The following is a 23,200-nucleotide window of genomic DNA, read 5'->3' on the forward strand; positions in this document are numbered from 1 at the left end:
ATCCCTGTTGCTGCACAATTCGAGCAGCACGGGTGGCTGGCAAAGAACCGGGCTTCGGTTTACGGACATGGGCGAAATCCGGTTCGATAACCGCCGCCGGAACAGAAACATGAGCAGGATTTTGGACCGGACACGGGCATGAAGCTGATCGAACGCTACATATTCCGGCGTGCCGTGATCATGTTCCTCGCGACGCTCCTGCCGTTGCTTGGCATCACCTGGACGACTCAGGCGCTGACCAACGTCAACCTCGTCACCGACAACGGCCAATCCGTGCTCGCCTTCGCCAAAGTGGCGACCCTCATCCTGCCTTCCGTCATCACGATCATCCTGCCGTTTGCGCTGGTGATCGGCGTCACACAAACGCTGACGACGATGAACACCGATTCGGAGCTGACGGTGCTCAACGCCGCCGGCAGCTCGCGCATGGCGATCATCCGGCCGGTGGTCTACCTGGCATTGGGCCTCAGCGTGCTTTCCTTCGTGGTCGACAATTTCGTCGAGCCCTATTCGCGTATGGCCTTGCGCAAGATGCTGGCAACCGCCAACGCCGATCTGCTGTCGTCCGTCGTGCAGGAGAACACCTTCCGCAAGGTCGCAGACAATCTTTATGTCCAGGTTGGCGCGCGGCGGGGCGGCGGCGTGCTGCAGGGCATCTTCGTCGCCGATTCGCGCAATCCGAGCTTCGAGCTCGTCTACTATGCCCGCGAAGGCGCCATCGACGACAAGAGCTCGGCGCTGGTGATGAAAGACGGGGAAGTGCAGCGCAAGCTCCCCGACGGCAGCGTGTCGATCATCAAGTTCGACTCCTATGCCTTCGATCTCGCCGACATGACCAAGACGACGCGCGAGGCGACCATTCGAGCGAAGGACCGCGACCTTCCCGGCCTGATCAATCCGGACCCGGAAGATCACGTCTACAAGAACAATCCGCTCGCCTTTACCGCCGAGCTCAACCGTCGCTTCACGGAATGGACCTTCCCCCTTCTCTTCGGCCTGATTGCGCTGGTCTTCAGCAGTGACGCACGCTCCCACCGCGAAGCTCGGCTTCATCCGATGGTCAGCGCGCTCGGCACGGCCCTGCTCATCCGCTGGATGACGTTCTATGCCGGCAACAGCGCCGAGGACTCCGTGTGGTTCGTGCCGTTGATGTATGCCGTGCCGCTGATGGCGGGCGCCCTCTGCATTCACCAGCTCGTCAGCAACAGGCGACTGGACATTCCGATGACCGGGCAGGAAAAGCTGCAGGAACTCCTGGTTCGCCTGCGCCTGATGCGGCCTGACGCCGAGAAAGGGCAGCCGTCATGATGGGCACGCTCGGCCGCTACTTCTTCATGCGCTACGTGATCACGACGTTCTGGTTCCTCGTCGGGATCTTCTCGCTGGTCTTCATCATCGACTTCAGCGAGCAGGCAAGCCGGCTGGCAAACCTGCCGCGCTACAGCATCTCCGGCGCCCTGTTGATGACCGCGCTCCGGATCCCGCTGATCCTGCAGCAGACGATACCCTTCGTCGCGCTGTTTTCGGCCATGGCGGCGCTGATTTCGCTCAACCGCCGCTACGAGCTGGTCGTGACCCGCGCAGCCGGCATCTCCGTCTGGCAGTTCCTGCGGCCCTTCATCCTCGGCTCCTTCCTCTTCGGCGTGCTGGCGGTCGTGGCGCTCAACCCGCTTGCTGCCTGGGGAACGAAGCGCGGCGAGGCGCTTTTGGCCGAATGGGGCTCCACGCGGAACGCCGATGCTGGCTCGATCCCGTGGCTGCGGCAGATCTATAACGGCACGGACACGATCATCGGCGCGCGCTCGGTTCAGGACAACGGCACCACGCTTCTCAACGTCACCGTCATCCACTTTGATCCACAGGGCACGATCATTCTGAGACAGGATGCGGCGTCGGCGAAACTCGAAGATGGTTACTGGCTTCTTAACGACGTCACGGAAACGCGCAATGGGCAGCTTCCGCAACGTTTGAAAACAGCACAGCTGGCCACCAATCTTAAGCCGGAGTTTGTTCAGGAACGTCTTGCAAAGGCTGATTCCATTCAGTTTTTCGACCTGCCGCGCAAGATCGAAGTGGCCCGCTCCTTCGGTTTTTCGACCAACGGCATGGAAACTCAATTCCACTCAATGTTGTCGTTGCCGCTGCTGCTCGTCGCCATGACGCTGATCGCCGCTTGCGTGTCGCTGAAATTTAGCCGGTTTAACCAATCGCGCTCCGTAATTCTCGGTGGCATCCTTTCAGGCTTCGTGCTTTATGTCGTCACCGTGCTTGTCAAAGCATTCGGGAGCAGCGGCATTGTGCCTCCTTTCGTTGCAGCCTGGTTGCCAGTTGTTGTAGCGATGGCGCTGGGCTCGACGATTCTTTTAAATCAGGAGGATGGCTAGTGGCGGTAGTGAACCGCAAACGTATAAGGCTGATCAACGCTGCCCTGCTTGCAGGCGTGGCGCTGCAGACACTTGCCATGGGAATGAGTGCGCCTGCAATGGCGCAGCAGGCTTCGGACCGCCTCGATTCGTTGCGCCCGAACATGCCGGAAGACGCCAAGCTGCTTCTGTCCGCCAATGAGCTCGTCTACAACAAGGACGCCGAAAAAGTGATCGTGCGCGGCAACGTGCAGATCGATTACGGCGGCTACAAGATGGTGGCCCGTCAGGTCGAGTACGACCAGAAGAATGGCCGCATCTATGCATCCGGGGAAATCCAGTTCATCGAGCCCGGCGGCAATGTCGTCTATGCCGACAAGATGGATGTCACCGACGATTTCGGGGACGGTTTCCTCGAGCAGATGCGCATCGAAACCACCGATCTGACGCGGCTTGCTGCCACGAGCGGCGAGCGCCGGAACGGCGAAGAATTCATCCTGAACGAGGCCGTCTATACGGCTTGCACGCCGTGCTCGACCAAGCCGGAACATCGCTCGCTGTGGCACATCAAGGCCCAGCGCGTCATCCAGAACGGCCGCACGCGGACCATCCGTCTGGAGAACGCGCGCTTTGAGCTGTTCGGCAAGCCGATCGCCTATATTCCGGTCATGGAGCTGCCGGACCATACGGTCAAGCGCAAGAGCGGCTTCCTGTTTCCGACGTTCCGCTCGGCCCAGAAACTCGGAGTTGGCGTCGGCGTCCCCTACTACTGGGCGATCTCGCCCTATATGGACGCGACGGCCACGCTTACCGGCCTGACGCGACAGGGCTTCCTGCTGGAGGGAGAATTCCGCCAGCGGTTCCACAACGGCTTCCATACGCTGAACTTCGCCGGCATCAGCCAGCTCGATAAGGGCAAGTTCACGCCCGGCACCGTCGACGCGATGCATACCAATCGCGGCATGATCGCGTCGAAGGCTGAGTTCGAGATCAATCCGCGCTGGACCTTCGGCTGGAACGTACTCGTCCAGTCCGACGCCAACTTCGCCAAGACCTACGAGCTGTCGACGTTCGACGGCACCACCTATACCAACCAGGCCTACCTGACGGGGCTCGGCAAGCGGAACTACTTCGATCTGCGCGCCTTCTACTTCGACATTCAGGACGCCGACGCCAACAGCATCGAGGAAAACCAGCAGCCGGCGGCGCAGGTCCTCGACTATTCCTACAAGGCGCCTGATCCCGTGCTGGGCGGCGAGCTTTCCGCGACGTTCAACTTCACGAACGTGAAGCGCAACCGGCTCGACGCGTTTACCCAACCGGGCGTGGTCCGCTTCCGCGGCCTAGAAGGCACCTCGCACCGCCTGACCGGCGAACTCGAGTGGAAGCGCACCTTCATCGCCCCGGGCGGCCTGGTCCTCACGCCGCTGATGGCAGCGCGCGGCGATGCCATCGGGCTGAACATGGACAATCCGGGTCCGGCCTACACCGGCGACTTCAACACGAGCGATGCGGCAACGCGGCGCATGTTGACCGCAGGCCTCGAAGCCCGCTACCCGATCCTGTTCGTCGGCGAGGACAGCAGTCACGTCGTCGAGCCGATCGCACAGCTCTACGCGCGCCCGAACGAGCAGTACGCCGGCGGCCTGCCGAACGAAGACGCGCAGAGCTTCGTGTTCGACGCAACGAACCTCTTTGACCGCGACAAGTTCTCCGGTTTCGACCGGATCGAGGGCGGCACCCGCGCCAATGTCGGCTTCCGCTACACGGGGACCTTCGATAGCGGCTACGGCCTGCGTGGCATCGTCGGCCAATCCTTCCATCTGGGTGGCCTGAACTCGTTTGCGACGGACGACCTGGTCAAGGCCGGGGCGAATTCCGGTCTTGAGACCAAGAGCTCTGACTACGTTGCCATGTTCGGCATCGACGCACCGTCCGGCCTGATGGCGAGCGTTTCCGGCCGCCTCGACGAAAAGGACCTGTCGCTGCGCCGCGCCGATACCACCGTCGGCTATCTCGGCACGACCTGGCAGGCCGCGATGACCTATACGCGCATCGAAGCGCAGCCGCTCTACGGATCTCTGTCCAACCAGGACGAAATCCAGACCGCCGCCGCCTACCGGTTCCACGACTATTGGTCGGTGTTCGGCGCGATCACCTATGACATCAACAAGGATGTCATCTCACGCAACGGTTTCGGCATAACCTATGACGATCAGGACACGCTGTTCTCGATCGTCTACAAGCAGGAACGCGATACCGATGCCAATGTCGCGAACGACTGGTCGATCGGCGCGAGAATCAGCTTCCGTACACTCGGCGACGTGAACGTCGGCGACACCAAGTTCGAAGAGCTCGACTATTATTGATATCGTCAAGCGAGTGGGCGAGCCAAAAGTTCGCCCATTCGTCGATATCGGCACCGTCAAACGGTCTTGTCATCGTTTGGCCGCATGTATTATGCATTCCCTCCGACAAGATAAGGCAACGGCGCAAGGCCGGCAGGCGGACAAAGCCTGTCGACGGTGATAGTCCGGGATATAGGAAAAGAGAATGGGCGGGAAAATGTCGATCTTGAGGACACTGTCGGTACTGGCTTTGGCCGGCACCTTGAGCGTTGCAATATGCTCCGGAGCTCAGGCAGCAGCGAGCACGGTCAAGGTAACGGTCAACAACACGGTGATTACCTCCGGCGACATCGCCAAGCGCGTGGCCTTCCTTCGCCTGCAGCGCCAGAAGGGCGGCAACGACGAAGCCAAGAAGCAACTCGTCGACGAAGTTCTCAAGCGTGCCGAGATCGCACGCATCGGCCAGTCCGTCAGCACGCAGGAAGTCGATGCCGCCTATGCGCGCTTCGCCTCGGGCAACAAGCTTTCGACCGAGCAGCTCGGCAAGATTCTCGATCAGGCCGGCGTCGGCTCCGAACATTTCAAGCAATTCATCGCCGTGCAGATGAGCTGGCCGCGTGCGGTCAACTTCCGTTACGGCAGCTCTAACCGCCTCCAGGGCGCCGACCTCGTCAAGCGCATGATGGAAGGCGGCGGACAGAAACCGGTGACCACCGAGTATTTCCTGCAGCAGGTGATCTTCGTCATTCCCGAGAAGAAGCGCGGCGCGATCACCGCGAAGCGGCAGGCGGAAGCCAACGCCTCGCGCGCTCAGTTCCCGGGCTGCGAAACCTCGAAGGTGTTTGCCGCCAACTATCGCGACGTGTCGATCCGCAGCCTCGGCCGCATGCTTGCCCAGCAGCTGCCTGACGAATGGAAGCCGCTGATCGAGAAGGCCGGCGAGAACGGCACCACCGGAACCCGCGTGACAGAAAAGGGCGTGGAGTACCTGGCGATCTGCAAGAAGCGTGAGGTCAACGACGACACCGCCGCCGAAATCGTCTTCCGCGCCGAGGATATCGGCAAGAAGAAGGCCGGTGGCGAAGACCCGAACAGCGAGAAGTACCTCGAGGAGCTGCGCAAGAAGGCGCAAATCGTCAACAAGTAATCACGACGGAAACATGCGCGAAACTACCGGCGGGCCCCTCGCCCTGACCATGGGCGACCCGGCCGGTATCGGGCCGGACATCAGCCTCTCGACCTGGCTCGGCCGCCGCGACCATGCGACGGCCCCCTTCCTTTTCATCGGCGATCCCGCGGTCCTTGCCGCGCGCGCCTCGATGCTCGGCTACACGGTGTCCATCCGCGAGACGGATTGCGCCGGCGCCCTCTCCCTCTTCGACACGGCGCTGCCGGTGCTGCCGCTTGCCTGCCCTGCCCCGGTCAAGGAGGGCGAGCCGGACACCGTCAATGCCAGCGCCGTGATCGGGGCGATCGACACGGCCGTGCGACTGGTGACCGCCGGACAGGCCTCGGCCGTGGTCACGAACCCGATCGCCAAGGCGGTTCTCTATGACGCCGGCTTCCGCTTCCCGGGCCATACCGAATATCTCGCCGATCTTGCCGAAAAGGCGACGGGACAGCCGGTGCTGCCGGTGATGATGCTGGCCGGACCGAAGCTGCGCGCCGTTCCCGTCACCATCCATATCCCCTTGAAGGACGTGCCGGAGCAACTGACGCCGGACCTCATCTACCGCACCTGCGCGATTACTGCGGCCGACCTTCGCAATCGTTTCGGACTTCGACAGCCACGGCTCGCGATCGCCGGGCTGAACCCGCATGCGGGCGAAAACGGTGCGCTCGGTCTCGAGGACGACGCCGTCATCCGGCCCGTCATCGACAGGCTGCGTGCCGAGGGCATCGATGCCGTCGGCCCGCTGCCGGCAGATACGATGTTCCATGATCGCGCACGCGCCACCTACGACGTGGCCATCTGCATGTATCACGACCAGGCGCTGATCCCGGCCAAGGCGCTCGGCTTCGACGATAGCGTCAACGTCACGCTCGGTCTTCCCTTCATCCGCACGTCGCCCGACCACGGCACGGCCTTCAGCCTTGCCGGCAAGGGCGTCGCCCGCGACGACAGCCTTCGGGCCGCGCTCGACCTTGCCGCATCGCTTGCGGCCAATATGCCAGGAGATACCCGCTGATGGCCGCCCTTGACGGTCTTCCTCCGCTACGCGACGTCATCCAGCGTCACGGCCTCGATGCCAAGAAGGCGCTCGGCCAGAACTTTCTGCTCGATCTCAACCTGACGCAGAAGATCGCGCGGACCGCCGGTTCGCTCGAAGGGGTAACGGTCATCGAGGTCGGCCCCGGACCGGGAGGCCTCACCCGCGCCATCCTCGCGCTCGGTGCCAAGAAGGTCATTGCGATTGAGCGGGACGCGCGCTGCCTGCCGGCACTTGCCGAAATCGGCGCGCATTATCCCGATCGGCTACAGGTCATCGAAGGCGATGCTTTGAAGACGTCGTTCGAGACGCTTGCCGACGATGGGCCGGTCAAGATCATCGCCAACCTGCCCTACAATGTCGGCACTCAGTTGCTCGTTAACTGGCTGCTGCCCGAGCGCTGGCCGCCCTTCTGGCAGTCGCTGACGCTGATGTTCCAGCGCGAAGTGGGCCTGAGGATCGTCGCCGACGCGGATGACGACCACTATGGCCGCCTCGGCGTGCTCTGTGGTTGGCGCACAAAGGCGCGGATGGCATTCGACGTGCCGCCGCAGGCCTTTACGCCACCACCGAAGGTGACGTCGTCCGTGGTCCATCTGGAGCCGGTGGAAAACCCGATCCCCTGCTCGGTCTCGGCGCTCGAGAAAGTGACGCATGCAGCCTTCGGCCAGCGCCGCAAGATGCTGCGGCAGAGCGTGAAGCCACTCGGTGGCGAGGCGCTGCTTGCCAAGGCCGATATCGACCCGCAGCGACGCGCCGAAACACTTTCAGTGGAAGAGTTCTGTCGCCTGGCCAACTGCCTCTGAGCGGGCATATGGATCGCAAGGCGCGCGCTACAAATAACGTGAGTCAAAAATGGCTCCTCACGGAGCCATTTCTTTTGAAGCCTTAGAACGGGTTTTCGGTCAGCAGCCCGTTGACGAAATCGAACAGGCCGGGGCGCCGGTCGCGGCGCAGGCGTTCGGCCTCGACGATCGCACGCACGGACGCAAAGGCGCGGTCGAGGTCGTCGTTGAGCACGATGTAATCATACTCCCGCCAGTGCTCGATCTCGGCGCGCGAATTGGCAAGGCGCGTGGCGATCACCTCTTCGCTGTCTTCGGCGCGACGATGCAGGCGCGACTGCAGTTCAGCCATTGACGGCGGCAGGATGAAGATCGAGACGACGTCGCCCGCCATCTTCTCCTGGAGCTGCTGCGCGCCCTGCCAGTCGATATCGAACAGCATGTCGCGGCCCGCGGCCATGGCCGCCTCGACCGCGTCGCGCGGTGTACCGTAGAAATTGCCGTGCACTTCCGCCCATTCGAGCAGCGAGTCGGTGGACCTCAGCGCCTCGAACTCGCGGATCGACTTGAAGTGATAGTGCCGTCCATCGATCTCGCTTGGGCGCCGCTGACGTGTCGTCACGCTGACCGAAATGCTCATCTCCGGATCGGCTTCCAGGAGATTGCGCGCTATGGTCGACTTGCCTGCGCCCGACGGCGAGGAAATGACGAGCATCAGCCCACGACGGGCGATCTTGATGGGCGAAGGGGTCGCCGGGTTCATACCTTACTCCAGATTCTGGACCTGTTCGCGGAACTGGTCGATGACGACCTTCAGCTCGATGCCGGCGGCAGACACAGCGGCCGCGTTGGACTTGGAACAGATCGTATTCGATTCTCGGTTAAATTCCTGTGCGAGGAAATCGAGCTTGCGCCCGACGGGACCGCCCTTCGACAGAAGCTCCCGGGCGGCAACGATGTGGGAACCAAGCCGGTCGATCTCCTCGCGAAGATCCGCCTTGGTGGCGAGCAAAGCGACTTCGGCATGGAGCCGGTCCCGGTCGAGCGACGAGCCGTTGTCCATCACCAGAGCTACCTGCTGCGCCAGCCGATCGGCAATCGCAGCGGCGCTACGTGACGGGTCGGACTCAACCGTCGCCGTCAGCCGCTCGATCGTCTCGACCTGTCCCAGCAGGATCTGACAGAGTGCCGCGCCCTCATCTTCTCGCATCGCGCGCAAATCGGCGAGCGCACCCGCCAGACCTGCCAGGATACCGGCATCGAGCGCCGCACGCTCTTCTTCGCTTTCTTCCGGCTCGCGGAAGTCGACGATGCCGCGGATAGTGAGAAGCGTGTCGAACCGGAGTGGCGCGGGATCGACGAGATCACCGAGTTGGCCGCGCAGGTTCAGCACCGCCGTCAAAGCTGCCTGGTTGACCACGGCCTCGACGGCCGCCTCGCCGCCGCTGACGGAGAGGCCGACCTGAAGATTGCCGCGGGAAAAATACTCCGCTGCGAGCTTGCGCACCTCGGGCTCGAAGCGCTCGAGCCCCTGCGGCAGGCGCAGCCTGAGGTCCAGGCCCTTGCCGTTGACGGAGCGCAGCTCCCAGGCCCAACGACGGCGGCCGCTGCTGCCTTCTCTCCGGGCAAAGCCGGTCATCGATTGGAGCGGCATCATCACCTCCGTTGCGGTTTCAGCAGAAGCAATAAGGCGACGGCGCGGCATCCCGCAAGGGATATCCGCGCCGTGATTCGTCCGTCCACAATGCAAGCACCGCTGCGCGGCTATGCGCCGCCAGCAGCCGGCGTTATTGCGGCTGCGTGGCTGCCGGCTCGGCGGTGCCCGCGTCAGCCGCAGCCTTCGCCGCTTCTGCCGCCCGCTCTGCCTCGACCTTGCGCCAGCGGCGGACATTCGCATTGTGCTCGTCGAGCGTCTCGGCAAAGACGTGGCCGCCCGTGCCATCGGCAACGAAGTAAAGCTCAGGCGTGCGCGACGGATTGGCGACCGCTTCCAGCGCTGCACGACCAGGATTGGCGATCGGCGTCGGCGGCAGCCCCTTGATGATATAGGTGTTGTAAGGCGTCTGCTTGTCGATGTCCGACTTCAGGATCGGCCGGTCGGCCGGCTTACCGTCACCGCCGAAGATGCCATAGATGATCGTCGGGTCGGATTGCAGCCGCATGCCCTTGTCGAGCCGGTTGATGAAGACGGAGGCGACGCGCGGACGCTCGTCGGCGCGACCGGTTTCCTTCTCCACGATCGAGGCAAGCGTCACGAGCTCCTCAACCGTCGACACCGGCAGGTTGGGATCGCGCTTTTCCCAGATCTGGCCGACCAGCACCTTCTGGGCTGCGGCCATCTGCTGGACGATCTCGCCGCGCTTGGTGCCGCGCGTGAACTTGTAGGTGTCCGGCATCAGGGTGCCTTCCGGCGGCAGCTCCGTCGGCAGGTCGCCGACGAGCACCGGATCGTCGGCCAGCCTGTGGAACATCTGCTTGACGGTCAGGCCTTCCGGCAGGGAGACGGAGTAGAGGATCGACTTGCCCGACTTCAGGAGCTGCATGACCTCCTGCATCGACGAGCCGGCCTTGATCTCATATTCGCCGGCCTTCAGCGTCTCATTGTCGAGGTAGGCTTCGGAAACGAAACGGAAAACGCGCGCATCGGTGATGATGTTGCCGCGCTCGAGCCCGCTGGCGATCTCGCTCATGCCGGCGCCGCCCCGGACGATGAAGTTCTGGTTCGCCTGCAGCGGACCCGGCTTTTCGTACTGGTGCATCGCATAATAGACCGTGCCGGCAGCGGCGAGCGCTGCAAAGACAATGACGGTCATGACAAAGTTCAGGAAGATCACGACCTGGCTGCGGGCCTTGCGCGATCGTTTCGGCGGTTGCGGCACTTTTTCCGGACGCAGGGCCTCGTTTGCCGATTTCGGAATGATCGGTCCGTTGCTCGCGTTTTCACTGCGGCCAAATTGCGCCGCGCCGTTATCGTTTGAGTCGCTCACGATTATCCCGAACCCGAAATTCGCGGCCTCATTCTCTTCCTGCTTCCGGTGCGAATTTCGGACTGGACCGTGGCAGGCATAGGTCAAATTTATAAAACGGTGCCGCCCAGAAGGCCGACGTCCGCAGTTACTCAAAAATCCGCAGTCGGTGCAATCTCACCGAAGAACCACAGAAATGTGTCGAATCACCGTCCGTTCAAGAGAACGCGGCGGACGACCGACACTTTAATCCGGAACCACGGCCCGCGGCAAAAACCCGGCAAACCGCAATTCCAGGCAATGACTGAAGGGCAATCTGACAGATATGCCTTGCGCGAACATCGCGGTCGGCGAGCGCCGTCTTCCGTGACGACGCCTCCTCCCACCACATGCTTGTAGCGAGCAATACGGCAAAAGCTGGATCATCGCGCCGCCTTTGACGGTCGGCGCGACAATTGGCTCAAGCGACGCTCCGGGCGCGCGATCAGGCGCCGGTGTAGCGGCGCAGGACCAACGAGGCGTTGGTGCCGCCGAAGCCGAAGGAATTCGAGAGCGCCACGTTGATTTCGCGCTTGCGCGCGACATGCGGCACGAGGTCGATCTTCGTCTCGATCGACGGATTGTCGAGGTTCAGCGTCGGCGGCGCAATGTTGTCGCGGATCGCCAGCGCCGAGAAGATCGCTTCCACCGCGCCGGCAGCGCCGAGCAGGTGGCCGATGGCCGACTTGGTCGAGGACATCGAGATCTTCGACGCGTGTTCGCCGACCAGGCGCTCGACGGCGCCAAGCTCGATCGTGTCGGCCATGGTGGAGGTGCCGTGGGCGTTGATGTAGTCGATATCGGCAGCCGTCAGGCCGGCTCGCTTCAGCGCCATCTGCATGCAGCGATAGGCACCGTCGCCATCTTCCGACGGAGCGGTGATGTGAAACGCATCGCCCGAAAGGCCGTAGCCGACGACTTCCGCATAGATCTTGGCGCCACGGGCCTTGGCATGCTCGAGCTCTTCGAGGATGACGACGCCGGCGCCCTCGCCCATGACGAAACCGTCACGGTCGATATCGTAGGGGCGCGAGGCCTTCTGCGGATCGTCATTGTGCTGGGTCGATAGCGCCTTGCAGGCGGCAAAGCCGGCGAGCGAGATCCGGCAGATCGGCGATTCCGCACCACCGGCCACCATGACGTCGGCATCGCCGAGCGCGATCAGGCGGCTCGCGTCGCCGATCGCATGCGCGCCGGTCGAACAGGCGGTGACGACAGAGTGGTTCGGACCGCGCAACTTGTGGCGGATCGACACCTGGCCCGAGGCAAGATTGATGAGCCGGCCGGGAATGAAGAACGGCGAGATGCGGCGGGGACCCTTGTCGCGCAGCGTGTAGCCGCCTTCGACGATGCCTTCGAGACCGCCGATGCCCGAACCGATCAGCACGCCGGTCGCGATCTGGTCTTCATCGTTCTCCGGCTTCCAGCCGGCATCGGCCAGCGCCATGTCGGCCGCAGCCATCGCGTAGACGATGAACGGATCGACCTTGCGCTGCTCCTTCGGCTCCATCCAGTCGTCGGCATTGAAGGTAGCATCGGTGCCGTCGCCGAAGGGAATGCGGCAGGCAATCTTGGCAGGAAGGTCCTCGACCTCGAATTCGGTCACCTTGCGCGCGGCATTGTGCCCGGCAAGCAGGCGCGCCCACGTCGCCTCAGTTCCGCAACCCAAGGGAGATACCATGCCGGTACCGGTGATAACGACACGTCTCATAGTCCGCGACCCACCCTGACTTTTCCATTTCAGAGCCGGATCGGACCACGTGTAACGAACCCGATCCGGGCATCCATTTTAAGGTTCTTATTCACGATCAGAGGGATATGCGGGAAACGCTTGCTGATCGAAATCCCCGCTCAGCGCGGGATAGCCCACTTCCCTGGGCTGAAACGGGCCGCTTTAGGCGGCCCGTCCACGGCCGAAGCCGCTTTAAGGTATTAGGCCTGAGCCTTTTCGATGAACTTGACGGCGTCGCCGACAGTCAGGATCGAGTCAGCAGCGTCGTCCGGGATTTCAACGCCGAATTCTTCTTCGAAAGCCATGACCAGTTCGACGGTGTCGAGCGAGTCCGCGCCGAGGTCGTCGATGAAGCTTGCGCCTTCGCTGACCTTTTCGGCGTCGACGCCAAGATGATCAATAACAATTTTCTTTACGCGTTCTGCGATATCGCTCATGTCGGAGTTCCTCGACCTTCGTTTCTGTAGGCGCCTATTCCGGCACCGGTACTCTTCTGTAAGCCTGATAGACCAAGACGGCCCACCCGGCAATCCATCCAACCGGAACTGCGGCAAACCCAAGGCAGCCAAGGCTGCCGGGCACCTGGCGGGACCGGTCGACTGCTAACAGTCATGGCCCGATTAACACGGTTTAACGCTGTCGCAAAGTCCGAAAATGCCTGTCATTCGCTTGCTCAACATTGAATTTCAGGCATTTGGCAGGCGGCGTCCCGGGACGTTGAAGATCGCCCACCGCACAATCTCGGCGGGCGGCCCATCCCGGAAAGCGGATCAGATCATGGCCATGCCGCCATTGACGTGAATCGTCTGGCCGGTGACGTAGCCCGCTTCGTTGGAAGCGAGGTAAACGACCGCCGAAGCGATTTCAGCGCCGGTGCCCATCCGCTTCATCGGGATCGCGCCCATGATCGCGTCCTTCTGCTTGTCGTTGAGCTTGCCGGTCATCGCGCTTTCGATGAAGCCCGGAGCCACGCAGTTGACCGTGACGTTGCGCGTCGCGATTTCCTGGGCCAGTGACTTGGAGAAGCCGATCATGCCGGCCTTGGAGGCGCAGTAGTTCGCCTGGCCGGGGTTGCCGGTGACGCCGACGATGGAGGTGATGTTGACGATGCGGCCGAAACGGCGACGCATCATCGGATGGGTGAGTTCGCGCGTCAGGCGGAACACGGCCGTCAGGTTCACTTCGAGAACGGCATCCCAGTCCTCGTCGCTCATGCGCACGAAGAGACCGTCCTTGGTGATGCCGGCATTGTTGACGAGGATGTCGACGCCGCCAAGCTCGGCTTCGGCCTTCTCGCCGAGCGCCTTGACTTCGGCGCGGTCGGAAAGGTTTGCCGGGAAGAGCTGCACGCGATCGCCAAGTTCGTTGGCAAGCGCTTCCAGCTTTTCGACGCGGGTGCCGTGCAGACCGACGGTCGCTCCCTGGGCGTGCAGCATGCGGGCGATTTCTTCGCCGATACCACCGGATGCACCGGTAACGAGAGCCTTGCGGCCGGAAAGATCAAACATCTCTTTGATTCCTTATAACTGGAGCGCCTAGGCGTTCGCTCAGGCGAGCAAGGCGGCGAGTGCTGCGTCGATATCGGCGGGCGTATTGACGGCGATACCGTTGACGGTCTTGTCGATGCGGCGGGCAAGCCCGGTCAGGACCTTGCCGGAGCCGAGTTCATAAAGCGTCGTGACATTGTTGGCGGCAAACCATTCGACCGTCTCGCGCCAGCGGACCTGGCCGGTGACCTGCTCGACCAGCAGCCGGGCGATCTCGTCGGCATCGCTGACCGGGGCGGCGAGCACGTTGGCGATGACAGGCACCACCGGATTACGCTTCTCGACCTTGGCCAGCGCCTCGCGCATCGCGTCGGCAGCCGGCGCCATCAGCGCGGAATGGAAGGGGGCAGAGACCGGCAGCATCAGAGCGCGCTTGGCGCCCTTTTCGGAAGCGAGTGCTGCGGCCTTCTCGACGGCAGCCTTCTCGCCGGAGATCACCAGCTGGCCGCCACCATTGTCGTTGGCGATCTGGCAGGAACCGAGCGCGGAGGCTTCGCGGCAGACGGCTTCGACATCCGCATGTTCGAGGCCGATGATCGCCGCCATTGCGCCCTTGCCGACGGGAACCGCCGCCTGCATGGCGTTGCCGCGGATGCGCAGGAGACGCGCCGTGTCGGCAATGGAGAAGGTACCGGCAGCACAGAGCGCCGAGTATTCGCCGAGCGAATGGCCGGCGACGAAGGAAACCTTGGACTTGAGGTCGAGGCCCTTGGCTTCGAGCACGCGAATGACGGCCATCGATACGGCCATCAGCGCCGGCTGGGCGTTCGCCGTCAGCGTCAGCGTTTCCTCGGGGCCGTTCCACATGATCTCGGACAGCTTCTGGCCGAGTGCTTCATCGACTTCGGCAAAGACGGCTGCCGCTTCCGGAAAAGCGTCGGCCAGATCCTTGCCCATGCCGACAGCCTGGCTGCCCTGGCCTGGAAACGTGAATGCAATGCTCATGGGATCGTCCCTTCCCTAGATCACTAGGATTTCGGGTCGGCGCGACACGAAATCCTAGTGATCGGTTCTTATGAGTTAGAGCGGGATGCAGGCAGAAACCATACATCTCCGGCTTCCTCTCCATTCACATTCCTTACCGACGAGTCAAGCTTGGAGGCCGGCACGGACACGGCCGACGGGGCCTTTTGCCCTTGATCTTCAACAATCAAGGCGTAAGTTTGCCGCCCGATGTCGCTCTGCCCTACCCGATCACCAGGGTCGAGGCGACCGCTCCATTCCCGGTGCCAGCGCCCCTTCCCTCCCAGGTCGGCGCCGCCCTTCACAAGGATACTTATCTAGATGCGCTACAACACGCTTGGCCGCACCGGCATCAAGGTCTCGGAAATCTGCCTGGGCACCATGACCTGGGGTTCACAGAACTCCATCGCCGAGGCGCACGAGCAACTGGATTACGCCTTCGACAAGGGCGTCAACTTCATCGATACGGCCGAACTCTACCCCACGACCCCGCTTTCGCCAGAGACCTATGGCGACACGGAACGCTTCATCGGCGAATGGCTGGTCAGGCGCGGCCGGCGCGATGAGGTCGTCGTTGCGACCAAGGTCGCCGGCCCCGGCCGCCCCTATATCCGCAACGGCAACCCGACGACGCCCGAGGGCATCGACCAGGCGATCGACGCCAGCCTCAGGCGGCTGAAGACCGATTATGTGGACCTTTATCAGCTTCATTGGCCGAACCGCGGCCACTACCATTTCCGCAACGCCTGGTCCTATGACCCGTCCAGGCAGGACAAGGATCATGTCGCGAGTGACCTCCGGGCAATCCTCGACAAGCTCGGCGACCTCGTGAAAGCCGGCAAGGTCCGCGCCATCGGCCTCTCCAACGAAACGGCCTGGGGCACGATGAAGTTCATCGACATGGCGGAGCGTCATAGCCTGCCGCGCGTCGCCTCGATCCAGAACGAATACAACCTGCTTTACCGCGCCTACGACCTCGACCTGTCGGAGCTGTCGCACCACGAAGACGTGGGCCTGCTCGCCTATTCGCCGCTCGCCGCCGGCCTCTTAAGCGGCAAGTACCTCGATGGCGCGAAGCCGAAGGGCTCGCGACTTTCGATCAACGGCGATCTCGGCGGCCGCTTCACGCCGCACCAGGAACCGGCCGTCGAAGGCTATGTCAAACTGGCACGCGAGCACGGCCTCGATCCGGCGCAGATGGCCATCGCCTTCTGCCTGGCGCGGCCGTTCATGGCTTCCGTCATCATCGGCGCGACCTCGATGGAGCAGTTGAAGACCAACCTCGGCGCCATCGACCTGACGCTGTCGCAGGACATCGTGAACGGGATCCGGCGGCTGCACCGGATCTACCCGATGCCGATCTGAGCGTGAGACCAGATCGCCGATGCCGGTACCCCAGACGAAAGCGGAACTGCTTGCGGCGATCGACGTCCAGTTCGCCAGGCTGATGCGCGAGCTGGAACGGGTTCCTGACGAGCGCTACCGCGAACCGTCGCTCGAAGGCCACGCCAAGGGCACGATGATGAGCGTCGGCGACCTCGTCGCCTACCTCATCGGCTGGGGCGAACTGGTGATCAAATGGATCGATCGCGATCAGCGCGGCGAGCTGGTCGACTTCCCCGAGACGGGCTATCAATGGAACGAACTCGGACGGCTTGCGCAGAAATTCTATGCGGACTTCCACGCTCTTTCGCCGGGCGAGCTTGTCGCCAGACTGAAGCGCAGCAAGGAGACGCTCGAGGTACTCATCAGGGATCGCGACGAGCGGACGCTTTACGGGCGGCCATGGTACGGAAAATTCACGCTCGGACGCATGATCCAGTTCAATACTTCCTCTCCCTATGCCAACGCCCACGGCCGCCTGCGCAAATGGAAAAAGGTGAACGGGCTGGCGTAGAAAGCGGAAAAGACGCGGCAAGCCTTGCCTTCCGCGGAAAAATGCGTATAAGCGCGCTGTTCGAAATGCCCGGTCTTCTGGCTGGTGGCTGAACGGAGGGCCGGCTTCCTCGAGGGGAGCCGTTAGGATTGCACGTCTTTCCGGCCTCCCGTGTCTCCGCTCTCGACCGTCTCGATACAACACTTTCTTGCCGGCTGCCTGCAGCCACTAAGAACAGTCGTTGAGGCTTAGCCGCCGAGGTCCGGGCTGATTAACGCAAGAAAGGCAAGCCACAATGGCTCTTTATGAACACGTATTCCTGGCCCGCCAGGACATCACGCCGCAGCAGGTCGACGGTCTCGTCGAGCAGTACAAGGGCGTGCTCGAAGCAAACGGCGGTAAGGTCGGTCGCGTCGAGAACTGGGGCCTGAAGTCCCTCACCTACCGCATCAAGAAGAACCGCAAGGCTCACTACGTTCTCATGGACATCGATGCTCCGGCAGCGGCTGTTCACGAAATCGAGCGCCAGATGCGCATCAACGAAGACATCCTGCGCTACATGACGATCGCCGTCGAGAAGCACGAGGAAGGCGCGTCTGCCATGATGCAGAAGCGCGACCGCGACGACCGTCCGCGCCGCGATGGCGACCGTCCGGAGCGTGGCTTCGGCGACCGTGGTCCGCGTCCGGACCGTGGCGACCGCGAAGACCGCCCGCGCCGTCCGCGCGAAGACCGCGCGTAATCAAGAAGCTTTAGGAGATTAAGACAATGGCTGAAGTTTCTTCCGCTCCGGTTCGTCGCCCGTTCCACCGCCGCCGCAAGACCTGCCCCTTCTCGGGCGCAAACGCTCCGCGGATCGACTACAAGGACATCCGTCTTCTGCAGCGCTACATTTCCGAGCGCGGCAAGATCGTTCCTTCCCGCATCACGGCCGTTTCCCAGAAGAAGCAGCGCGAACTCGCCCAGGCGATCAAGCGTGCACGCTTCCTCGGCCTGCTGCCCTACGTCGTTTCCTAAGAACGGCTGACTCTCCGTCAGTCTTCTGACTCGACGGAACCCGACTTGTTGGGAGAGGCGCTCCCCTAACGTGAGCGCCTCTTTCTCTCCCTTCCGCGATGGGCGCGGATCGGAACCGGCGCGATGCGCCAAAATCCCATGCTGGGGCTGCGCTTTGGCCATCCCCTAACTGCACGAAGCAGGACAGCGAACGTGACGAATGTGAACAGGACATCGCTGCTGACCGGCGTTCTCGCCGGCTTTACCGCCGCCCTCTTGTCGATGGGCGCGAATACGCAGTCGTCTCTTGCGATCGTCCTTTATGCCGCTTCGGCACTTCCAATCCTGATTGCCGGCCTCGGCTGGGGCAATGCCGCAGCGATCACCGCGATCGTCACGGCCGGCGCCACCGGTGCCGTTCTCGTTTCGCCCTACTTCGCGCTGCTGATCCTCGTTGTCACGCTGATCCCGGCCGGTTGGCTGAGCCATCTCGCCAATCTCGCCCGCCCGGCGTCCGAACTCGGCGGCCCGGATGAGGCGCTTGCCTGGTATCCGCTCTCCGATATCCTCAGCCATCTCGCCGGTCTGGTGACCGTCGGCATGATCATCGTCGGCGTGATCGTCGGTTATGGAGCCGATATCTCCGATCGCATGGTCGATATCGTCATTCAGGCCGTGAAGGCGCAGGACAGCGCCTACAACCCGGATGCGGCTGCCATCGCCCAGATCAAGTCGCTTTTCACCCTCGCTTTGCCGCTCGTCCAGGGCGCGATCTGGGTGCTGATGCTGTTTACCGCCTACTACCTCGCCACCCGCATCGTGCAGATGTCCGGCCGGTCGTTGCGCCCGCGCGAGGACATTCCGTCGACGCTGCGCATGCACCGCAACGCGATCTTCATCTTTCTCGGCGGCCTGGTCCTCACCTTCCTCGGCGGCGCACCCGCAACGATCGGCGCGCTGATCTGCGGAACCTTCGGCGCGGGCTTCCTGCTTGCCGGTTTCGCCTCCTTCCATTTCCGCACACGCGGCAAGTCCTGGCGGCTTCCCGTGCTGTGGATTGCATACCTGTCGGTGCTCGTGTTCACGATCCCGGCATTCTTCTTCCTCCTGTCCGGCCTGATCGATACGCGACGCACCATCGCGGTCACGCCGGTTGGAAAAAACTGACCAACGAACTGGAACTCTGAAAGGAAACCAACATGGAAGTCATTCTTCTCGAACGTATCGCCAAGCTCGGCCAGATGGGCGAAACCGTAAAGGTTCGCGACGGCTTTGCCCGTAACTACCTCCTGCCGCTCGGCAAGGCGCTGCGCGCCAACGCTGCCAACAAGGCCCGTTTCGAAGCTGAGCGTTCGACGCTCGAAGCCCGCAACCTCGAGCGCAAGTCGGAAGCCCAGGCTGTTGCCGAGAAGCTCGACGGCAAGTCGTTCATCATCGTCCGCTCGGCTGGCGAAACCGGCCAGCTCTACGGTTCGGTTGCTGCCCGCGACATCATCGAAGTGCTCGCTGCCGAAGGCTTCAACGTCGGCCGCAACCAGGTCGACCTCAACCAGCCGATCAAGTCGATCGGCCTGCACAAGGTCACGCTGCACCTGCACTCGGAAGTCGAGATCTCGGTTGAAGTCAACGTTGCCCGTTCGGCCGAAGAAGCCGGTCGCCAGGCAAAGGGCGAAAGCCTGACCTCGGCCGACGCCATCTACGGCGTTGACGAAGACGCCCTGAAGCCGGAAGACTTCTTCAACCCGGAAGCCGAATTCGAAGGCGAAGAAGAATAAGCCTTAAAGGCCATTCAACACGCGAAAGCCCGGATCATCGATCCGGGCTTTTTTCTTGGTTGCGCGGCCGTTTCTGGCAATGGCTCTGTGGGCCTCGGCCGTCTTATCCGTGGGCAGCAACAGGCGCGACACCGATGTTCGCCTGGTCCGGTGCAACGCGCACCGGCGCGTCCTTGTCGACGCGCACGACGACCGAAAGGCCGGGCGACAGCATTTCCGCCAGCGGCTGGCCGGGATCGACGACGATGCGCACGCCGACGCGCTGGGCCACCTTGGTGAAGTTGCCGGTGGCGTTGTCCGGACGGATGATGCTGAACTCCGAACCGGCGGCGGGCGAGAACCGCTCGATATGCCCCGTCAGCTCGTTCCGCTGCAGCGCGTCGACCGCGATGGCGACGGGTTGGCCCGCCTTCATGCCGTCGAGCTGCGTTTCCTTGAAATTGGCGACGACCCAGACGTCGTTCGGCACCAGCGCCAGGAGTTGCGAGCCGGCCGTCACATATTGACCGATCCGCGCGCCGATCTCACCGAGACGGCCGTCCCGCGGCGCGACGATGCGGGTGTTGTCGAGATCGATTCGCGCGAGTTCGACGGCCGCTTCCGCCCCGCTCACCGCGGCTTGCAATCCGGCACGCGCGCCAAGCGTCGTCGCCAGCGCCTGCTTCGACACTTCCAGCCCGGCCTCTGCCTGGCTCACGGCAGCGTCGGCCTGCTCAAAGCCTGCACGCGCCTGGTCGGCATCACTGCGGGTCGAAACACCCTTTTCCGCGAGCGGGCGGATGCGGTCCCAGGTCGCCCGGGCCCGATTGAAGGCAGCCTTGGCACCATCGAGCTGCGCCTGGCTGGCGGCGATGCCCGCCTTGGCGGAAAGCTCCTGCTGAAAGGAATTGGCAAGTGCGGCTTTCTGCCCGGCAAGCGTGGCTTCCGCCTGCGCCACCTTCTGCGCATAGATGCGGTCGTCGATCTTGACCAGCAGTTGCCCGGCCTTGACCGTCTCGTAGTCGTGCACCGGAACGTCGGCGACATAGCCCGCAAGCTGCGGGCTCATGATCGTTACAAAGCCGCGCACATAGGCATTCTCCGTCGATTCCACCGAACTGTGGAACGGCGGCAGCCGCCAGGCGTAGAGCACAAGGGCGATACCGGCGATGCCGGCGAGAAGAACGATGATGCTCGTGGGAGAGCGCAGGGATTTCAACATGGTCGTCAACTCTGTCAATCAGGTGGCCGGCATCGGCGCAGGAGCGGACAATCTCTGCCTGAGCCAGTTGTGGGAGATGTGCAGCAGCAGCCCGGCGAGCGCGAAAAGCGCGACCGCCGAGGCAAGCAGGAAGGCGTCGTTGTAGGCGAGGATGTAAGCTTCGCGGGTCACCTGTTGTGACAACAACACGGTGCCCTCGCCGCCGAGCAGGGTCTTGTCGCCCATCACCTTGGCGTAGGCGGCGGAAAGCTGGTTGACGCGCTGGGCAACCAGAGGGTTCGAGAGCACGATCTGTTCCGCGAGAAGGTTGGAATGAAACTTTTCACGGATCGTGACGAAGGTACCGAAGGCGGCGGAGCCGATCAGGCTGCCGATGCTCTGGGTAAAGAGGAAGATCACGATGAAGCTGAGGATATAGCTCGGCCCCTTGGCGAGCGCCGCCTTGAAGCCGCGCGCCATGGCCGGCGGCAGGAAGAGCGCCGTTCCGGACGCGATCATCGCCTGGCTCAGATACATCTGCTCCGGCCGTGTCAGGCTGGTCGCCTGGCTGTCCATGTAGGCGCCGGCCGCCAGGAGGCCGAGTGCCAGAATATGCACGCGCTCCGCATGTCCAGGATTCATCAGCGCGGCGCAAAGCAGACCGCCGCCGATGGCCGCAGCAAGGATGATCCAATAGAGGGTTGCGACCTGCTCGAACTGGAGACCGAGCTGCTGGTAGAAGTTCGCAGCAACAGTCGATTGTTCGGAGGCGACCAGCCGGAAAATCAAGAGAACGGCGGCAAAGTGCACGATCTCCTTTGAAGCGATCCAGCGCACGTCGATCAACGGCACCGGGCGATAAAGCTCGATCAGCACCGCGGTCGTCAGCGTCGCTATCGAGACGACCAGCAGGACGCCGAGCCAAGGAGCCTCGAACCACCAGTAGAGGCGCCCCATGGTCAGGACCACGGCGAGGCAGCCGAAGGCGACGGCGACGAGGAGGTAACTCAGGATATCCATGCGCTGGATAACCTTGGCATGCGGGACCGGCGTCAGCGGCAGCAGGTAGATGATCGGCAGCGCGATCAGCGCCAGCGCCATTTCCAGCGTGTAGAGCGCATGCCACTGGCCATATTCGATCAAGGTCGGCGAGATCAGGCGGGTGACCGGCGCGGAAATCGTCGTGCAGGTGAGCGCCAGCGCCAGCCCGACGGTCAGTTTGCGCGCCGGCGGAAAGGCTTCGAGCATGTAGAGGAAGCCGAGCGTCGACATCGGTGCGGCGGCAATGCCGCTGATGAAGCGCACGACGATCGCCGAATGCAGATCGGAAACGAAGACGTTCATCAACGAGACGACGACGAAACCGGCGATGCTGATTTCGGCAAAACGGCGCAGCCCGTATTGGGCGCGGATCTTCACCAGCGCGATCGACAGGCTGACATTCGGCGCCATGTAGGCCGCCGAGAGCCAGCCGGCTTCGATGGAGGTCGCCGAAAGCGAGCCCTGGACCTGCGTAAGGTTGGCGAGCGCCAGGTTCATGCCGAGCCCCTGCGTCAGGAACAGGAGCACGGAGCCCAGGACATAGACCGCCGAAAGCAACAGACCTTTCTCGACGGGGGCCGGCACGGGGGTTGGCGCCGGTTCCGGCGCAATAACGGTTTCTCCGTGTTGGTCCTCGTCGACGGCCTCCGCGGCCTCAAGCTCGGAGGCAAGGCGATTGTCGTTTGCGGCGGCCGTCGCGACTGCGCCCATCGCCGTCACTCCCGCGCCAGCGACTGAACATTGTCGGCGATCGCACGAACCACCCGCTTTGTCACGGCAAGCTCGGCTGCGTCGATGCCTTGCAGCACTTCGGCCCGGATTTCGTCGGCAAGCCTGAGGATCTCGTCGGCAACGGTGCGGCCGAGTTCGGTCATATGGATCTGCTTGGCGCGTCGGTCGGAGACCTCGACCCGCCGCTCGATGAAGCCCTGCTTCTCCATGCCGTCGAGCAGGCGCACCAGTGTCGGGGTCTCGATGTCGAGTTCGTCGGCGAGCTCCCGCTGGTTCAGGCCATCCTTCTTCGTCAAGGCGAAGAGCGCGCGGGCACGCGACAGCGTCAGCCCCTTCTCCTTCACCCGCGCATCGAACACGGCGCGCAGCTTGCGATTGAGCAGCGACAGGGCATCGAACAGTTCGCGGTTCACGGTGGGTTGATACATTGGTATCTTTTCCATATTACTAGCATGCTAATTATTCTGCCTCTATCTAATCCAAATGCGGTGGATTTTCAAGATGCGGATTTGAGGCAGAGGAGGACGGCGCTACACTTCGTTTCGTCGGGAAGGTTCGGGTGATTCGCGGCGTCAACGACCAAATTTGTGACGACGGCATAATCCGCACATTTGCGAGCCCCCGCCTGTGGATCAGTCGAACAACGG

22 protein-coding genes are annotated in these 23,200 nt (G+C 62.7%); 12 read left to right on the forward strand and 10 right to left on the reverse strand.

The annotated features are described in order from the left end of the window. Positions 1–138 precede the first annotated feature (138 nt). From lptF to rsmA, 6 genes are all read left to right on the forward strand, one after another. Complete coding sequence (gene lptF / locus ASD01_RS29375; protein WP_034803922.1) at positions 139–1,308, forward strand: LPS export ABC transporter permease LptF; 1,170 nt, start codon at positions 139–141, stop codon at positions 1,306–1,308. Next, positions 1,305–2,384 carry an LPS export ABC transporter permease LptG gene (gene lptG, locus ASD01_RS29380; protein ID WP_034803924.1) on the forward strand — a complete coding sequence of 360 codons (1,080 nt, stop codon included), beginning with the start codon at positions 1,305–1,307 and terminating at the stop codon, positions 2,382–2,384. The genes lptF and lptG overlap by 4 nt, the downstream gene beginning before the upstream one ends. Further along, positions 2,384–4,732 (forward strand): LPS-assembly protein LptD, encoded by a 2,349-nt coding sequence (locus ASD01_RS29385; RefSeq protein WP_034803926.1) that lies wholly within the window; start codon positions 2,384–2,386, stop codon positions 4,730–4,732. The genes lptG and ASD01_RS29385 overlap by 1 nt, the downstream gene beginning before the upstream one ends. A gap of 184 nt (positions 4,733–4,916) precedes the next feature. Further along, positions 4,917–5,858 carry a SurA N-terminal domain-containing protein gene (locus tag ASD01_RS29390; RefSeq protein WP_034803927.1) on the forward strand — a complete coding sequence of 314 codons (942 nt, stop codon included), beginning with the start codon at positions 4,917–4,919 and terminating at the stop codon, positions 5,856–5,858. A 13-nt stretch (positions 5,859–5,871) separates the two neighbouring features. Further along, positions 5,872–6,900: a 4-hydroxythreonine-4-phosphate dehydrogenase PdxA gene (pdxA, locus tag ASD01_RS29395; RefSeq protein ID WP_034803929.1), complete on the forward strand. Its 1,029-nt coding sequence runs from the start codon at positions 5,872–5,874 to the stop codon at positions 6,898–6,900. Continuing rightward, on the forward strand, positions 6,900–7,727 hold the full coding sequence (gene rsmA / locus ASD01_RS29400; RefSeq protein WP_060529819.1) for a 16S rRNA (adenine(1518)-N(6)/adenine(1519)-N(6))-dimethyltransferase RsmA: 828 nt from the start codon (positions 6,900–6,902) through the stop codon (positions 7,725–7,727). The genes pdxA and rsmA overlap by 1 nt, the downstream gene beginning before the upstream one ends. An 82-nt stretch (positions 7,728–7,809) precedes the next feature. Here the strand turns inward: rsmA and gmk are convergent, their stop codons facing one another. From gmk to fabD, 7 genes are all read right to left on the reverse strand, one after another. Next, complete coding sequence (gene gmk / locus ASD01_RS29405) at positions 7,810–8,469, reverse strand: guanylate kinase (protein WP_034803935.1); 660 nt, start codon at positions 8,467–8,469, stop codon at positions 7,810–7,812. 3 nt (positions 8,470–8,472) lie between these two features. Next, complete coding sequence (locus ASD01_RS29410; RefSeq protein ID WP_034804285.1) at positions 8,473–9,360, reverse strand: YicC/YloC family endoribonuclease; 888 nt, start codon at positions 9,358–9,360, stop codon at positions 8,473–8,475. Between the two features lie 133 nt (positions 9,361–9,493). Next, on the reverse strand, positions 9,494–10,693 hold the full coding sequence (mltG, locus tag ASD01_RS29415) for an endolytic transglycosylase MltG (protein WP_034803938.1): 1,200 nt from the start codon (positions 10,691–10,693) through the stop codon (positions 9,494–9,496). 463 nt (positions 10,694–11,156) lie between these two features. Further along, positions 11,157–12,422, reverse strand: a complete 1,266-nt coding sequence (gene fabF, locus ASD01_RS29420) for a beta-ketoacyl-ACP synthase II (protein ID WP_034803942.1) — start codon at positions 12,420–12,422, stop codon at positions 11,157–11,159. A gap of 221 nt (positions 12,423–12,643) precedes the next feature. Then, entirely contained in the window at positions 12,644–12,880 is a 237-nt protein-coding gene (locus ASD01_RS29425) for an acyl carrier protein (RefSeq protein ID WP_003531676.1), read from the reverse strand. A gap of 333 nt (positions 12,881–13,213) precedes the next feature. Beyond that, complete coding sequence (fabG, locus tag ASD01_RS29430) at positions 13,214–13,951, reverse strand: 3-oxoacyl-[acyl-carrier-protein] reductase (protein WP_034803959.1); 738 nt, start codon at positions 13,949–13,951, stop codon at positions 13,214–13,216. Positions 13,952–13,990: 39 nt separating this feature from the next. Then, positions 13,991–14,935: an ACP S-malonyltransferase gene (gene fabD / locus ASD01_RS29435; RefSeq protein ID WP_034803962.1), complete on the reverse strand. Its 945-nt coding sequence runs from the start codon at positions 14,933–14,935 to the stop codon at positions 13,991–13,993. A gap of 339 nt (positions 14,936–15,274) precedes the next feature. Here fabD and ASD01_RS29440 point away from each other — a divergent pair, with 339 nt between their 5' ends. The 6 genes from ASD01_RS29440 (at position 15,275) to rplI (ending at position 19,600) form a co-directional block, all read left to right on the forward strand. Then, on the forward strand, positions 15,275–16,318 hold the full coding sequence (locus ASD01_RS29440; protein WP_034803965.1) for an aldo/keto reductase: 1,044 nt from the start codon (positions 15,275–15,277) through the stop codon (positions 16,316–16,318). A 19-nt stretch (positions 16,319–16,337) separates the two neighbouring features. Then, positions 16,338–16,850, forward strand: coding sequence for a ClbS/DfsB family four-helix bundle protein (locus tag ASD01_RS29445; RefSeq protein WP_034803970.1), 513 nt, complete (start codon positions 16,338–16,340; stop codon positions 16,848–16,850). Positions 16,851–17,124: 274 nt separating this feature from the next. Next, the gene (gene rpsF, locus ASD01_RS29450; RefSeq protein WP_034803973.1) at positions 17,125–17,571 is read left to right on the forward strand and encodes a 30S ribosomal protein S6; all 447 of its coding nucleotides are present in this window, start codon (positions 17,125–17,127) and stop codon (positions 17,569–17,571) included. Between the two features lie 26 nt (positions 17,572–17,597). Then, positions 17,598–17,846 (forward strand): 30S ribosomal protein S18, encoded by a 249-nt coding sequence (gene rpsR, locus ASD01_RS29455; protein WP_025426448.1) that lies wholly within the window; start codon positions 17,598–17,600, stop codon positions 17,844–17,846. 192 nt (positions 17,847–18,038) lie between these two features. Then, positions 18,039–18,992: a membrane protein gene (locus ASD01_RS29460; protein ID WP_034803975.1), complete on the forward strand. Its 954-nt coding sequence runs from the start codon at positions 18,039–18,041 to the stop codon at positions 18,990–18,992. Between the two features lie 32 nt (positions 18,993–19,024). Continuing rightward, positions 19,025–19,600, forward strand: a complete 576-nt coding sequence (rplI, locus tag ASD01_RS29465; RefSeq protein ID WP_034803982.1) for a 50S ribosomal protein L9 — start codon at positions 19,025–19,027, stop codon at positions 19,598–19,600. A 103-nt stretch (positions 19,601–19,703) separates the two neighbouring features. Here rplI and ASD01_RS29470 read toward each other — a convergent pair whose 3' ends face one another. Genes ASD01_RS29470 through ASD01_RS29480 form a run of 3 tightly spaced genes read right to left on the reverse strand, consistent with a single transcriptional unit; the run spans position 19,704 to position 22,981 of the window. Then, complete coding sequence (locus ASD01_RS29470) at positions 19,704–20,801, reverse strand: HlyD family secretion protein (RefSeq protein WP_051659664.1); 1,098 nt, start codon at positions 20,799–20,801, stop codon at positions 19,704–19,706. 18 nt (positions 20,802–20,819) lie between these two features. Further along, the gene (locus tag ASD01_RS29475) at positions 20,820–22,532 is read right to left on the reverse strand and encodes an MFS transporter (RefSeq protein ID WP_082572951.1); all 1,713 of its coding nucleotides are present in this window, start codon (positions 22,530–22,532) and stop codon (positions 20,820–20,822) included. Between the two features lie 5 nt (positions 22,533–22,537). Next, positions 22,538–22,981: a MarR family winged helix-turn-helix transcriptional regulator gene (locus tag ASD01_RS29480; RefSeq protein WP_034803983.1), complete on the reverse strand. Its 444-nt coding sequence runs from the start codon at positions 22,979–22,981 to the stop codon at positions 22,538–22,540. Between the last annotated feature and the right edge of the window lie 219 nt (positions 22,982–23,200).

Origin of the sequence: Ensifer sp. Root423, assembly GCF_001426275.1 — a bacterium.
Classification (GTDB): Bacteria; Pseudomonadota; Alphaproteobacteria; order Rhizobiales; family Rhizobiaceae; genus Ensifer; species Ensifer adhaerens.

What these genes read in the sequence shown, in the direction of transcription:
- lptF (WP_034803922.1), top strand. Translation starts at nt 139, where the DNA reads ATGAAGCTGATCGAACGCTACATATTCCGGCGTGCCGTGATCATGTTC.
- lptG (WP_034803924.1), top strand. Translation starts at nt 1,305, where the DNA reads ATGATGGGCACGCTCGGCCGCTACTTCTTCATGCGCTACGTGATCACG.
- ASD01_RS29390 (WP_034803927.1), top strand. Translation starts at nt 4,917, where the DNA reads ATGGGCGGGAAAATGTCGATCTTGAGGACACTGTCGGTACTGGCTTTG.
- pdxA (WP_034803929.1), top strand. Translation starts at nt 5,872, where the DNA reads ATGCGCGAAACTACCGGCGGGCCCCTCGCCCTGACCATGGGCGACCCG.
- rsmA (WP_060529819.1), top strand. Translation starts at nt 6,900, where the DNA reads ATGGCCGCCCTTGACGGTCTTCCTCCGCTACGCGACGTCATCCAGCGT.
- gmk (WP_034803935.1), bottom strand. Translation starts at nt 8,469, where the DNA reads ATGAACCCGGCGACCCCTTCGCCCATCAAGATCGCCCGTCGTGGGCTG.
- ASD01_RS29410 (WP_034804285.1), bottom strand. Translation starts at nt 9,360, where the DNA reads ATGCCGCTCCAATCGATGACCGGCTTTGCCCGGAGAGAAGGCAGCAGC.
- fabF (WP_034803942.1), bottom strand. Translation starts at nt 12,422, where the DNA reads ATGAGACGTGTCGTTATCACCGGTACCGGCATGGTATCTCCCTTGGGT.
- ASD01_RS29425 (WP_003531676.1), bottom strand. Translation starts at nt 12,880, where the DNA reads ATGAGCGATATCGCAGAACGCGTAAAGAAAATTGTTATTGATCATCTT.
- fabG (WP_034803959.1), bottom strand. Translation starts at nt 13,951, where the DNA reads ATGTTTGATCTTTCCGGCCGCAAGGCTCTCGTTACCGGTGCATCCGGT.
- fabD (WP_034803962.1), bottom strand. Translation starts at nt 14,935, where the DNA reads ATGAGCATTGCATTCACGTTTCCAGGCCAGGGCAGCCAGGCTGTCGGC.
- ASD01_RS29440 (WP_034803965.1), top strand. Translation starts at nt 15,275, where the DNA reads ATGCGCTACAACACGCTTGGCCGCACCGGCATCAAGGTCTCGGAAATC.
- ASD01_RS29445 (WP_034803970.1), top strand. Translation starts at nt 16,338, where the DNA reads ATGCCGGTACCCCAGACGAAAGCGGAACTGCTTGCGGCGATCGACGTC.
- rpsF (WP_034803973.1), top strand. Translation starts at nt 17,125, where the DNA reads ATGGCTCTTTATGAACACGTATTCCTGGCCCGCCAGGACATCACGCCG.
- rpsR (WP_025426448.1), top strand. Translation starts at nt 17,598, where the DNA reads ATGGCTGAAGTTTCTTCCGCTCCGGTTCGTCGCCCGTTCCACCGCCGC.
- rplI (WP_034803982.1), top strand. Translation starts at nt 19,025, where the DNA reads ATGGAAGTCATTCTTCTCGAACGTATCGCCAAGCTCGGCCAGATGGGC.
- ASD01_RS29470 (WP_051659664.1), bottom strand. Translation starts at nt 20,801, where the DNA reads ATGTTGAAATCCCTGCGCTCTCCCACGAGCATCATCGTTCTTCTCGCC.
- ASD01_RS29475 (WP_082572951.1), bottom strand. Translation starts at nt 22,532, where the DNA reads ATGGGCGCAGTCGCGACGGCCGCCGCAAACGACAATCGCCTTGCCTCC.
- ASD01_RS29480 (WP_034803983.1), bottom strand. Translation starts at nt 22,981, where the DNA reads ATGTATCAACCCACCGTGAACCGCGAACTGTTCGATGCCCTGTCGCTG.